This window comes from Glutamicibacter nicotianae (assembly GCF_006539525.1).
GTDB classification, from domain to species: Bacteria; Actinomycetota; Actinomycetes; order Actinomycetales; family Micrococcaceae; genus Glutamicibacter; species Glutamicibacter nicotianae.
This window is the reverse complement of the sequence record NZ_BJNE01000002.1, coordinates 149,641-162,811: the sequence shown is the minus strand read 5'-3', so window position 1 is coordinate 162,811 and position 13,171 is coordinate 149,641. Positions and strand designations below refer to the sequence as shown.

Below are 13,171 nucleotides of genomic sequence, written 5' to 3'. Positions count from 1 at the left end.
TTGCGCGGCCGGTCAGGCGCTGATCAGGCCGTGCGGGTCGAGCACGAACTTCTGCGCGGCACCCTCGTCGAAGGCCGCGTAGCCCTGCGGGGCCTGGTCCAATCCGATGGCCGTGGCGTTGACGTTCTTGGCAATCGAGACCTTGTCCGCCAGGATCGCCTGCATCAGCCCGCGATGGTATTTCATCACCGGGCACTGGCCCGTGACGAAGGTGTGGGACTTGGCGAAGCCCAGGCCGAAGCGCATGGACAGCGAACCGACCTTGGCCGCCTCGTCGGTGGCGCCCGGATCCCCGGTGACGTAGAGTCCCGGGATGCCCAGGCTGCCGCCGGCACGGGTGATTTCCATCAGCGAATTGAGCACCGTGGCAGGCTGCTCCTTCCCGGCATCATGCCCGTGGCCGCGGGCCTCGAAGCCCACCGCGTCGATGCCGCAGTCCACCTCGGGCACGCCCAGGATCTGCTCGATCTGCCCGGCAGGATCGCCAAGCGAGACATCCACGGTTTCGCAGCCGAAGCTGCGCGCCTGGGCCAGCCGGTCGGCGTTCAAATCCCCGACGATCACCGTGGCAGCCCCCAGCAGCTGTGCCGAGGTGGCGGCGGCCAGGCCCACCGGCCCGGCACCGGCGACGTACACCGTGGAGCCGACGGTGACCCCGGCGCCGATCGCCCCGTGGTAGCCGGTGGGGAAGATGTCCGAGAGCATGGCCAGATCCAGGATCTTCTCCATGGCCTGGTCGCGGTCAGGGAATTTCAGGGCGTTCCAGTCCGCGTAAGGCACCAGCACGTACTCCGCTTGGCCGCCCACCCAGCCGCCCATGTCCACGTAGCCGTAGGCCGAGCCCGGGCGGTCGGGATTCACGTTCAGGCAGATGCCGGTCTGGCCGCTCTTGCAGTTGCGGCAGCGGCCGCAGGAGATGTTGAAGGGCACCGAGACGACGTCGCCCACCTTGAGGAACTCCACGTCACGGCCTACTTCCACCACTTCGCCGGTGATCTCGTGGCCGAGGACCAGGCCCTCCGGGGCGGTGGTTCGGCCGCGGACCATGTGCTGGTCCGAGCCGCAGATGTTGGTGGCGATGGTGCGCAGGATGACCCCGTGGTGCACCTGCCGCCCGACGTTCGCCGGGTGCACCCCGGGACCGTCCTTCAATTCGAATTCGGGGTACGGGGTGTCGATCAATTCGACCTTGCCGGCTCCGGCATAGCTCACTGCCAAGTTGCCCATGGCGCACTTCTCCCTTGAAATATCAGTTGGATACCAAATTGGATGTGCCCAAGTCTGCGCATGGAGCGTGATCCATGTCAATAGCCCGGTTTGAAATCCCTCCCCCTCCGGCAGGCTTTTGCGGCGTCCGCTACCCGTCCAATTCCTCGGCAGATCGCTGGGAAATGATGCGTTCGGCGGTGCGCTGCAAAATTTCCAGCGATTCCTCGATCAGCGGCGAGCCGCGGCTGCCCTTGCGGGTCACCGCGACGATGCGCCGCGAGGGCTTGGCCGCCCCTGAAATCCGGCGGCGCACCACGTCATCCGCGTGGCCCAGGGTCGCCAGGCGCGGCAGCAGACCCACGCCCAGGCCCGCGCCGATGAAGGCGATCATGGTTTCCCACTCCACCGCCTCGTGTGCGATGTGCGGGGTGACCCCCAGCGAGGTGAAGGCCGCGACGAATAGTGCCCGGTAGACCGACTGCCCGGATTCGGAGATCCACGGGTCATCGGCCAGGTCCTCCAGGGCCACGGACTTGCGCTGCGCCAGCCGGTGCGACGCGGGCAGCACCACATCCAGCGGGTCATCGAGCAGCACGGTTTGCTCGAAGCGGTCCTTGGCACCGCCGCCGCCCGGGGCCTGGCTGGCCACGATCACCGCAAGGTCGATGCGCTCGGCCAGCAGCAGATCCAGGCAGCGCTGCGGCTGCGCCTCGATCAGCTGGACCTCGACCTCAGGCCGGGTGGCGCGCAAGCTCGCGGCCAGCGGGGCGAGCAGCTGCGCGGCCGCGGTGGAGAATCCACCGAGGCCGAAATGCGCCTGCAGCTGGCCCGACGCGGACCGCGCCGAGGCGGCCAGCAGCTCCCACTGCGTCACAATCGAGTCGATTCCGGAAACGAGCTGCTGGCCGGCAGAGGTCAGCCGCACCCCGCGCCCCTCCTTGGCGATCAGCTTGATGCCCAGCGAGCGCTGCAGTTCGCGCAGCTGGGCGGAGACGGCAGAGGGCGAATATCCGGTCAGTTCCGCGGTGCGGGCCACGGAGCCCGTGGAGGAGAAAACCCGCAGGGTGGAGAAGCGTGGATCGATCATGCACTAATTGTGCACGGTTTGATCCAATTTCTTGCGCTTTTCTTGCAGGGGATTTCTTCCTAGTCTCGACTCATGCGGTGACTCGCCTCACAAGTTCACCGAAAATCCACATCCCGAGGACGCCTGGCGCGTCTTGCCCCTAGGAGTACCAGATGACCGCTTCGGCCAGCGCGCCGCACACCACGCGCGGAAAACTTGCTTCATCGATGAGCCATGAGCAGCTCGCCGAGATCACCGAGCTCTTCGCGAACCGGCGCAAGGGCTATTCGCTCGAGGCCCCGCTGTATACCGACCGCTCGGTATTCGATGTCGAGATGCAGGCCATCTTCGGAACCCACTGGCTCTTCGCCGCGAGCATCGCCGAAATCCCCGAGCCCGGCGACTACGTCACCCTCGACTACGGCCCGCACTCGCTGATCGTGCTGCGCACCGACGACGGCGGGGTCAACGTGCTGCACAACGTCTGCCGGCACCGCGGCGCCCGCGTGCTGACCGCCGCCTCGGGCAGCACCGGCAACCTGGTCTGCGGCTACCACTCATGGACCTACTCCCCCGAGGGGGACCTGATCCATGCCTCGGCCCCGGGCGAAGGCGACTTCGACAAGAACTGCTTCGCGCTCAAGCGCGCCCACGGACGGATCCACGCCGGGCTGATCTTCGTGTCCCTGGCCCAGGAGCCGCCGGCGGATTTCGACGAGGTCGCCGAAATCTTCGAGCCCTATCTCGCGCCGCACGACATCTCCCGCACCAAGGTCGCCTACCAGCAGGACATCATCGAGGAAGGCAACTGGAAGCTGGTGATGGAGAACAACCGCGAGTGCTACCACTGCGACGGGCACCCGGAGCTGGCCTGCTCGCTGTTCCCCACCTGGGGCTTAAGCGACGAGACCGTCCCGCCGCATCTGGAAGAGGTCTGGGCGCGCAACCAGAAGGCCCAGGCGGATCTGGAGGAACGCTGCCGCCGCTATGGCATGCCCTACGAGGTCGTCGAGCAGCTGGACACCCGTGTGGCGGGCATCCGCATTTCCCGCGAGTCGCTGGACGGCGACGGCGAATCCTTCTCCGCCGACGGGCACCGCCTGTCCAAGAAGCTGCTCGGCGTGCTGCGCGACTTCCGGCTGGGCCGCTGCTCCATGCACCTGCAGCCCAACAGCTGGTTCCACTTCCAATCCGACCACGTGATCACCTTCGCCGCCTACCCGATCAACGAGCACCAGACCCTGGTGCGCACCACCTGGCTGGTGGCCGATGACGCGGTGGAAGGCGACGACTACGACCTGGAGCAGCTGACCCACACCTGGAAGCAGACCAACCTGCAGGACAAGGCGTTTGTGGAGCTGTGCCAGAAGGGCGCGGCCAGCCCCGCCTACCAGCCAGGCCCGTACATGAAGAGCGAGTACCAGGTGGAGGCGTTCATCAACTGGTACACCCAGCGCGTGCTGGAGCACCTGGCATGAGCACTGGCACCACGCAGGCCGGCACCGCCGCCGCGCAGCGCATCCGCGGAATGGAAATGCCGTGGAACCGCGTGCTCAGCTCGCAGGAAGGCCCGGCGAGCGCCGCCCGCGCCCTGGGCCCGTGGCATCCGCAGGAATTCCTCGCCGAATGCGTGCAGACCATCGAGGAAGCCGGCGGGCTGATGACCTTCGTCTTCCGCCGCCTCGACGGCGCCCCGCTGGCGTTCCGCGCCGGGCAATACCTGAACATCGCCTTCCCGGTGCACGGCGAGGGCCAGGAAATGGTGGACCGCAGCTACTCGATCTCCAGTGCTCCGACCGTGCCCTGGACGTTCAGCATCGGGATCAAGCGCGACCCGAAGGGCCTGGTCTCCCGGTGGGCGCATGAGAACCTGCGCCCTGGCATGGTGCTGGACATGCTCGGCCCGGTCGGGGCATTCCACCTGGGCGATTCCGATCGCCGCGCCCGCTACCTGTTCCTTTCCGCCGGTGCCGGGATCACCCCGATCATGTCGATGGTGCGCACCATCCACTCGCTGCCGGGCCAGGCGGATGTGGTGGTGCTCTGCCACGGCACGGTGCCCGGGGACTTCGCCTTCTGGCCCGAGCTGGAATACATCGCACAGGTCGATTCGCGCATCCAGGTCTTCTATTCGCTGGGCGACCGCGAGAAGCCGGCGGACTGGGAAGGCTTCTCCGGGAGGCTGACCGCACAGATGATCGAGGCGGTGGCCCCCGATGCCAACGGACGGAAGGTCTTTGCCTGCGGGCCGGAGGGCTACCTGAACTCCGCCACCGAATTGCTGCGCCAGGTTGGCGTGGACGACACCTCGGTGTTCATGGAGTTCTTCTCCGGGGACCGCAAGACGCTGCTGGAATACCAGCAGGAGATTTCGCTGGCCGAGGGCATCGCCGAGGAGGTGGCCGAATCGGTGGAAGAGTTCTACGAAAGCCAGCCTCCGGAGCTTGCCATCTACGAACCGGACTACGACGAGACCGGCACCATCGAGGCTACCGGCCAGCCGCTGGTCGCCGTCGATTCCGCCGCGCCGCTGGCCCCGGAGCCTGCGCCGGGCACCGGTTCCCCGGCCGCCGATGCCAGTTCCTTCCCCACCGTGGGCACCGGCGAGCTGACCATGACCTTCCTGCGCTCCGCGCTCAATGTCCGGATCAGCTCCGAAGAGCGGATCCTGGGCGTCGCGCAGCGGGCCGGGGTGCGCATCGGCGCCAACTGCCAGGAAGGCATGTGCGGTTCCTGCAAGGTCGTCAAGCTCGACGGCGACGTGGAGATGAACCACCAGGGCGGCATCCGCGCCCGTGAAATCGAGGCAGGCAAGTTCCTGCCCTGCTGTTCCACCGCCGTCTCGGATCTGGTCATCGACGCCTAGCCGCCACGCACCCTTCCGCCCCACCACACCTCACGCCTTTAAAAGGAGTCCCCATGTCCCGTCTTTCCCCACGGATCATCATCATCGGCGCCGGCATCGTCGGCGCCAACCTGGCCGATGAGCTGGCCGCCCTGGGCCACGCCAATACCCTGGTCATCGAACAGGGGCCGCTGGGCCTTCCCGGCGGCTCCACCTCGCACGCCCCGGGCCTGGTCTTCTCGTCCAACCCGTCCAAGTCCATGACCGAATTCGCGCAGTACACCATCGAGAAGCTGACCAGCCTGGTGGGCGCCGACGGACGCGGCTGTTTCCTCCCGGTGGGCGGGCTGGAAATCGCCACCACGGATGAGCGGCTGGCAGACCTGCATCGCCGCGCCGGGTGGAACCGCTCCTACGGCGTTCAGGCCGAAGTCATCGACGCGGCCGCCTGCCTGGCGAAGTTCCCGATGCTCAACCCTCAGAAGGTCCTGGGCGGGCTGTTCACCCCGGGCGACGGGCTCGCGCTGGCGGCCAAGGGCACCGCGCTGGTGATGGAACGCGCCAAGGCCGCCGGCGTTGAATTCCGCGACCGCACCATCGTCACCGGCATCGAGCAATCCGGCGGCAAGGTCACCGCGGTGCTCTGCGGCGACGAGCGCTTCGAGGCCGATATCGTGGTTTCCTGCGCCGGCTTCTGGGGACCGAAGATCGGCGAGATGGTTGGCACGCCGATTCCGCTGCTGCCGCTGGCCCACCAGTTCGCCTGGAGCACCCCGGTGCCATCGCTGGCGGGAGTCAACGAGCTGCCGGCCGGCGCCAGCCGCCCGATCCTGCGCTACCAGGACCGCGACCTCTACTACCGCGAGTGGGGCGATCGCATCGGCATCGGCTCCTACGCCCACCGTCCGATGCCGGTGGACCTGGATACCCTTCCGGCCTACCGCCCGGAGGACATCACCCACGAGCGCATGCCCTCCTCGCTGGACTTCACCCCCGAGGACTTCGCGGCCGAGTGGGAGGCCAGCCAGGAACTGCTGCCGGATCTGCGCAGCACCGAGATCCAGCGCGGCTTCAACGGCATCTTCTCCTTCACCCCGGATGGCGGCTCGCTGGTGGGCCAGTCCCGCGAGGTCGACGGCTTCTTCGTGGCCGAAGCTGTATGGGTCACTCACGCCCCGGGCATCGCCAAGGCCGTGGCCGAGCTGATCGCCACCGGCACCTCCAAGACGGACCTGGGCGACTGCGACCTGAACCGATTCGAAGACGTTCAGACGACCAGGGAATACGTCAGCGAGACCTCGCAGCAGAACTTCGTGGAAATCTACGACGTCCGCCACCCGCTGGAACCGCGCACCACGCCGCGCGCCGTGCGCACCTCCCCGTTCTACTCCCGCCAGCAGGAACTGGGCGCGTTCTTCCTGGAAGGCACCGGGTGGGAACGCCCGCATTGGTACGAAGCCAACGCCGCGCTGCTCGAGCAGCTGCCTGCCGAATGGGCCGGACCGGAACGCGATGCCTGGTCCGCCAAGTTCCATTCGCCGATCGCCGCGGTGGAAGCCTGGAAGACCCGCACCGCGGTGGCCATGTTCGACATGACCCCGCTCAAGCGCGTGGAGGTCACCGGCCCCGGAGCCGGCGAGCTGCTGCAGGGCTTGACCACCGCCAACATGCTGCGTGCCCCGGGCATGGTCAGCTACACCCTGCTGCTGGATGCTGCCGGCGGCATTACCAGCGACATCACCGTGGCCCGGCTTTCCGACGAGGTCTACCAGGCCGGCATCAACTCGAATGTGGATGTCGCCTACTTGAACCGCGAAGCGAAGAAGTTCAATGCCGCCAACCCGGGCAAGTGGGCAGCGGTGCGCGATATCACCGCCGGCACTTCCTGCATCGGCTTGTGGGGCCCGCTGGCGCTCGAGGTCATGGCCAAGGTGTCGGCGGATGACATGAGCAACGAGGGCCTGAAGTACTTCCGCACCAAGCAGATCTCCATCGCCGGCATTCCGGTTACCGCCATGCGCCTGTCGTATGTCGGCGAGTTCGGCTGGGAGCTCTATGCGTCGGCGGATGTCAGCGCCAAGCTCTGGGACGTGCTCTTCGAGGCCGGGCAGGAGCACGGCATCATCGCCGGCGGCCGCGCGGCGTTCAACTCCATGCGCATGGAGAAGGGCTTCCGCTCCTTCGGCACCGACATGACCAGCGAGCACGAACCCGAGCAGGCCTGCCTGGGCTTTGCGGTCAAGGCCGCCAAGACCGCCGACTTCGTGGGCAAGGCCGCCCTGGCCGAACGCGCCGCGGCGGCCACCAAGCGGCTGCGCTGCCTGACCGTTGATGACGGCGTCTCCGTGGTGCTGGGCAAGGAGCCGGTCTACGTGGACGGCAAGGCCGCCGGCTACGTTACCAGTGCCGCCTACGGCTACACGGTGCGCAAGCCGATCGCCTACGCCTGGCTGCCCACAACGGTGGAAACCGGGGACGCGGTGGCGATCGAGTACTTCGGCAAGCAGATCGCCGCCACCGTGGCCGATGACCCGCTGTACGATCCGCAGATGGAACGGCTGCGCGGCCTGTCGCTGGCTGCTTCGGCCAGCTAGGGCAACCCACCGCAAAGGACGGGCCGCTGTTCACCCAGAACAGTGGCCCGCATACCTATATATACGAGTCCTCTGGCATTTCCCCTTTCAGTAGGATGCAGGAATCGCACTGCGCCCAGGCTTTCGCCCTTTCGAATTCCGTGTTCAGACGTTCAAGAGCTTCCCGATACCTGGTGCTGCCGTTTTCTTACGGCGAATAGCGACGAGCCTTGCAGGCATGTTCAGGCAATCAACATCTTCCGTAGACTGCGGAATATTGCTATTACCTGAACATGCCCGTTGCGAAGAACCTTCCCAATCTCGTCACTGAACGCCTGCTACTCGAAACCGTGCCGCGCGCACTTCAAGAACGCCTACCTGCCGGATGGACCGTCGATGCCCCCGAGCCAACTTCTGGGCCCGATACTGGAATCGATGCCTTCCTTGACTTCTCAGCGCCTTCAGGGGAATCAGTAAGAGTCGCAAGCGAGACGAAGAGCGTCATCGAGCCGCGAAATGTAATAAGACTGCAAGAAAGACTTGAATCGGCGCGCAACAGCAACTTTTGGGATATCGGGCTACTGGCAGCACGCTACCTATCACCACCCGTGCGAAAACGACTCATAAACGCCGGATTATCATTCGTTGATGCAACAGGTAACATCTACATCCGGTCAGATACCCCGCCACTATTTATCCGAGATCAAGGTTTAGATCAAGACCCTTGGCGGGGCCCGGGACGCCCCCGCGGAACTCTCAAGGGCTCGCCTGCAGCGCAGGTTGTTCGCGCCTTGATCGACGCACCAGGTCCGTGGAGAATACGTGATCTCATTGCTTCCGCTCAAGCATCAACCGGCTCCGTATATCGAGTCGTAGAGTTCTTGGAATCAGAAGATCTCCTCTTGCGAAATAGCGATTCCACTATATCTGTTCCGGACTGGGGAACCATTCTGCGCCGCTGGTCCACAGACTATGAGTTCCTAACTACCAACAACGTCTCCCGATGGATCGCCCCCGTGGAATCGATAGCGTGATCAGCGCTGCGTGCAACACAGACCCCGCATCGTACGCGGTGACGGGCTCAGTTGCTGCGGCCACTTGGGCATCTTACGCACCAGCACGCTCGCTTATGGCTTACACGCAAAACACAATTTAAATAGCCAAGCGATGGGGCCTACGACCCACAGACACTGGTGCAAATGTCCTGCTCGCTGAACCCGCTTGCCCTTCGCTAACACGAAATTCTCTACAACGCGAGGACGGACTTTCCGTAGCAGCTCCAGCCCAGGTAGCCGCAGACCTACTAACTGGCCCTGGCAGAGCACCTAGCGAAGCCGAAGAATTAATCGATTGGCTGGTAAATCATGAGTCAGACTGGCGCTAATTCTGAGAATCTTTTGATAGTTGCGCGCGAAACATTACTCAATGCGCTTGAAGCCCTTGAAGAGCAACGAGAAGCCTTGATCGTGATGGCGCACAGGCGGTCTACTTGCGCACCGGTGACCTAGACGTCGCTCAGGCACCAGCGCCCAAGGATAGCGATTTCTCCCTTGACCCCCGGCTCCTTCGCGAGAATCCCCTTTTGGAGGAAGCCATGCGTCGCGCAGGCTTTCTCCCCGGCTCGCAGCCCGGTGCATGGCTGGACAAGGACGGAATCCCCGTTGACCTGATGGTCCCAGAAATATTTGCGGGACCAAGCCGTCGCAGTGTGCGCATACCCCCGCATGACAAGCTCTCGGCCCGAAAGGCTAGAGGCATAGAAGCAACCACCGTTGACTTCGATGTTTTGGAGATTGGCGCTCTGGACGCACGGGACACACGCTGTATTCTTGCAAAGCTCGCGGGCCCCGCAGCACTCTTGGTTGCCAAAATCCACAAAATCACAGAAAGGCTCGACACTCCGACACGGCTGAATGACAAAGATGCACACGACTCCTACCGAATTCTGCGGAGTATCGAAACTATGGAACTGCGCGATCGATTCGCCGTCCTCCTAGAAGACAGCGTCAGTCGCGACACAACCATCGAAGCATTGCAGTCCTTGAATTCGAACTTTGCAGAAGGTCCGAACGCGCCGGGTCCGGTCATGGCTGGCCGCGCAGAATCCGGCCTCGGCGATCCGCAGCAGGTTGCTCTCTCGACAGCATTCCTTGCAGAGGATCTGCTGAAGGCACTTGCCGATATCGGGTTCAGCACAGGATCATCCTAACCGCGGTCGCAGCGAGCCAGGCCGCCTCCGGTCTCGAAATCCAGCGCCAAACGCGAGAACAACCCGCGACCCAGTTGGACGCATAAACAGGTGTGCATACTCTGCACGGGAACACCTGAACGATCAACCAGCTGCCAGCCTGGGCAGGATCTTGCCAATGGCTGGAACGCAGAAAGCCGCCGCATCGTCGACACTCCTATCGATGATGCGGCGGCGGCACCGGTGCATCCAGCCGGCGGCAGATCCCAGTTCTTGTTCCCCGCCGGCATGCACCGTGCCTGTGAGTCGCTTCGCCATGGCAATTGCGGTTCCGCCATCCCGGCCCCTGCTGCACGCTGGCTTGCCTGCCGCGGATCCCGGAACGCCGGCCAGCCAGCTACCGGCGTCCGGCCATGTGCGCTCCCTTCGCCGGGTCCAGCTGCAAGCTGGCCTCCGCGGCCTGCGCGGCATGAAGTACCAGCAATGCCGTGGTGACCGTGCCGACTCCGCCGGGGACCGGGCTGAGGGCCCGCACCAGTGGGCGCACCGAGGCCGCATGGACGTCTCCCACCAGCTTGCCTTCGGCATTGACATTGGTTCCGACATCGATCACCACGGAAGTTTCCCCGGCCTCGTTGGCAGTGAGCAGGTTCGCCCTGCCGACGGCCGTCACGATCACCGAGGCGGACTTGGTGATTCGTCCCAGATCGACGGTCTTGGAGTGGCAGATGCTCACCGTGGCATCACGCTGCAGCAACAGCTGGGCCAGCGGCTTGCCCACTACCGCGGAGCGCCCTACCACTGCGACATGCTGCCCGGACAGCGGAATCCGGTAGTGCTCCAGGATCTCGATGACCGAGCGCGCGGTAGCCGGGGCAAATGCCGGCTGGCCAACACTGAGCCGTCCCAGGCTCAACGGGTTCGCCCCGTCGATATCCTTGGCCGGATCGATCAGCGCCACCAGCGCCGCCGCATCCACCGCTGGTGGCAAGGGGGTCTGCAAGATGATGCCGTGCACCGAGGCATCTTCGTTCAATGCGGTGATGGCTTCGGCCAGCTGCTGGTGCGTTGCACCGGCCAAGTCCACCACCTGGCATTCCACCCCCAATTGCGCGGCGGCACGCTCGATGGAGCGCACATACCAGGCGGTGGCCTCGTTGCCGGTGGCCACCACGACCGCGACACGGGCGGTGACCCCCGCACCGGCCAGGCGCCCCACCAGTTCCGTGGTGCGCTGGCGGATCGCTTCGGCCACCGGCGCTCCGGACAGGTCCCGTGCCGTCATGCGGCCACCGCCGTCCGGGCGCTGGCACTGAGCTCTTCGGCGCGGGCGATTGCCTCGCTGGCCTGGTTGGCCACCTGCACCAGCCGGTCCCGCTGGGCGATATTGTTGATGGCGCCAATGTTCATTTCCAAGGTAGCCAACGCGGTGGCCAGGGCCGCCCGCGTGGCTTCGGCAGCGGCGGCCACGTCGCTGATAACCGAGCGGTTGCCAATGGGCAGCAGCTGCTGGGCCAGCTTGATCACCTCAATGGAGGCCTCGACGGTGGTCACCAGTGGCGCTGCCGCGGCGATGGTGGCGTCTTGGATCGCCGCACTGCGCAGCGACTTCTGCTCTGCGCTGTCCTTGGGCAGCTTGTAGGCAGCACCCAAGGCGCCGAACAGCCGTTCGTCCTCCTCGGCGGCGCTGAGCCCTTGGCGCATCATTGCCTTGGCCTGCCGGGCAATCTGCTGTGCTTGCTCCCGGAATGCTTCATACCGCGGCCCGGAGGTGAATTCGGCAACCATCGAGACCAGGGCCGCGGCCTGCGCCGCATGCAATCCTGCGGCCGCGCCTCCTCCCGGCGTCGGGGCGCCAGAGGCAAGCCGGTGGAGATAGCTGATGACGGTTTCGTTGGAGATCAATGGGGTTTCCCCTCGCTCGGGACGCGTGGCAGTTGATCCCTGCACCGTTCGGCGGGATTCCAGGGCACGCAGGAGCACGGTCCGGCCCGCTGGAATCCCTTAATATCCGACTGGTATATCAGGTTATCTTGAAGCCTAGAGCACCTCCGGAACTCCGGTCAAGGATTTTTTGCGGCCGGCACCATCCCGGGGATCAGCCAGCCCGGGCACGCGTCTTCGGCTAGTCGATCCAGGTCTTGCCCATGTCGACGAGCAGCGTCTGGAAGGCATTTTCCGCAGGGGCGCGGACCCGGTCGCGCCGCTGGGCCAGCAGCACGCTGCGCGAAGCGGCCGCTTCGCCCAGGGAGAGGACCTTGACCCCTGGATGATGGTTCACCACTGCGGACTTCGGGGCCAAGGCGATGCCCAGCCCCACTGAAACCATCGCCTGGGCTTCCTGGTAGTCATTGGCCTGGAAAGAGATCTTAGGGGAAAACCCCGCCGCATTGCAGGTGCGCTCCAGCAGCTCGGCAACCGGGTGCTCGTTGGCGCGGACGATCCATTGCTCATGGGCAGTGGCCGCCACATCCACCTCTTCGAGTTGCGCCAGCGGATGCTCGGCGCCGACCACGAGCACCGTGGGCTCGGTGAACAGGGTAGTCAGCTCGAAATCGTCGCGCTTGAGCCGCATCCATTCGTATTCCCACAGCAGGCCCATCGAGATCTCGCCCCTGGCGAGCAGGCCAATGAGTTCGCGCAGACGGGTACTGCGCACATCAAGCTTGATGGACGGGTACATCTTGCGGAAGCGGCTGATGACCAGCGGAATGAACGAGCTGCCCAGCGTGGGGAACGTGCCCAGGCTCAGGCTTCCGCTCTTCAGGCCGGCCAGCTGGTCCAAATCGGCCATGGCCGCATCCATCTGCTGCAGGATGGCGCGCGCATGGCCCGCCAGGACATGGCCCGCGTCGGTGGGCACCATGCCACGGGCGTGGCGCTGGAGCAACGGCTGCCCCACTTCTTCCTCGAGCTTGCGCAGCTGCTGCGAAACCCCCGACGGGGTATAGAACAGCTCGTCGGCGGCCGCGGTGACCGAACCCCCTTCGACCACGGAGAGCAATATCTGCAATCTCTTGGCATCAAGCACGGTTCCTCCTTGCAGTAGAACTTCACTATATTTCATCAAGCGCACATTTGCTGGATTCTTGCGGAAATTTCAACGAAATGCACGGCTCTGCCGCGAATCGATCAGCGGCTCGGCGCGCATTTTCTCCTAGTAAAAAAGCTGAATTAAGTGTTGCTTCAATTTATTGAACTAAGGGTAACTACTAATTAAGTGTCGACTGTCTCATTATCGATACAGGCATAAGTGCCCGGCGTCACATCTAACGCGGGCGCTACGTTAT

General features: G+C 64.7%; 10 protein-coding genes. 4 read left to right on the top strand and 6 right to left on the bottom strand.

What is annotated here, in order from left to right; genetic code table 11:
- Window positions 1-12: 12 nt before the first annotated feature.
- The gene (gene fdhA / locus ANI01nite_RS03505) at window positions 13-1,227 is read right to left on the bottom strand and encodes a formaldehyde dehydrogenase, glutathione-independent (RefSeq protein ID WP_141356049.1); all 1,215 of its coding nucleotides are present in this window, start codon (window positions 1,225-1,227) and stop codon (window positions 13-15) included.
- 130 nt (window positions 1,228-1,357) lie between these two features.
- Complete coding sequence (locus tag ANI01nite_RS03500) at window positions 1,358-2,296, bottom strand: LysR family transcriptional regulator (RefSeq protein ID WP_141356047.1); 939 nt, start codon at window positions 2,294-2,296, stop codon at window positions 1,358-1,360.
- A gap of 152 nt (window positions 2,297-2,448) precedes the next feature.
- Between ANI01nite_RS03500 and ANI01nite_RS03495 the strand changes: the two genes are divergently transcribed.
- The 4 genes from ANI01nite_RS03495 to ANI01nite_RS03475 all read left to right on the top strand — a co-directional run bounded on the left by ANI01nite_RS03495 (window position 2,449) and on the right by ANI01nite_RS03475 (window position 9,902).
- A complete protein-coding gene (locus tag ANI01nite_RS03495) occupies window positions 2,449-3,753 on the top strand; it encodes an aromatic ring-hydroxylating oxygenase subunit alpha (protein WP_141356045.1) in 1,305 nt (434 codons plus the stop codon).
- Entirely contained in the window at window positions 3,750-5,141 is a 1,392-nt protein-coding gene (locus ANI01nite_RS03490) for a flavin reductase family protein (RefSeq protein ID WP_141356043.1), read from the top strand. Before ANI01nite_RS03495 ends, ANI01nite_RS03490 begins: the two co-directional genes overlap by 4 nt.
- A 53-nt stretch (window positions 5,142-5,194) precedes the next feature.
- Window positions 5,195-7,714, top strand: coding sequence for a GcvT family protein (locus ANI01nite_RS03485; protein ID WP_141356041.1), 2,520 nt, complete (start codon window positions 5,195-5,197; stop codon window positions 7,712-7,714).
- Window positions 7,715-9,275: 1,561 nt separating this feature from the next.
- On the top strand, window positions 9,276-9,902 hold the full coding sequence (locus ANI01nite_RS03475; RefSeq protein WP_218024300.1) for a hypothetical protein: 627 nt from the start codon (window positions 9,276-9,278) through the stop codon (window positions 9,900-9,902).
- A gap of 123 nt (window positions 9,903-10,025) precedes the next feature.
- Here ANI01nite_RS03475 and ANI01nite_RS16635 read toward each other — a convergent pair whose 3' ends face one another.
- The 4 genes from ANI01nite_RS16635 to ANI01nite_RS03460 all read right to left on the bottom strand — a co-directional run bounded on the left by ANI01nite_RS16635 (window position 10,026) and on the right by ANI01nite_RS03460 (window position 12,912).
- Window positions 10,026-10,199: a hypothetical protein gene (locus ANI01nite_RS16635; protein WP_170214556.1), complete on the bottom strand. Its 174-nt coding sequence runs from the start codon at window positions 10,197-10,199 to the stop codon at window positions 10,026-10,028.
- Between the two features lie 79 nt (window positions 10,200-10,278).
- A complete protein-coding gene (locus ANI01nite_RS03470; RefSeq protein WP_141356039.1) occupies window positions 10,279-11,166 on the bottom strand; it encodes a bifunctional 5,10-methylenetetrahydrofolate dehydrogenase/5,10-methenyltetrahydrofolate cyclohydrolase in 888 nt (295 codons plus the stop codon).
- The gene (locus ANI01nite_RS03465; RefSeq protein WP_170214555.1) at window positions 11,163-11,786 is read right to left on the bottom strand and encodes a cyclodeaminase/cyclohydrolase family protein; all 624 of its coding nucleotides are present in this window, start codon (window positions 11,784-11,786) and stop codon (window positions 11,163-11,165) included. Before ANI01nite_RS03465 ends, ANI01nite_RS03470 begins: the two co-directional genes overlap by 4 nt.
- A gap of 220 nt (window positions 11,787-12,006) precedes the next feature.
- The gene (locus ANI01nite_RS03460) at window positions 12,007-12,912 is read right to left on the bottom strand and encodes a LysR family transcriptional regulator (protein ID WP_038992944.1); all 906 of its coding nucleotides are present in this window, start codon (window positions 12,910-12,912) and stop codon (window positions 12,007-12,009) included.
- Window positions 12,913-13,171 lie beyond the last annotated feature (259 nt).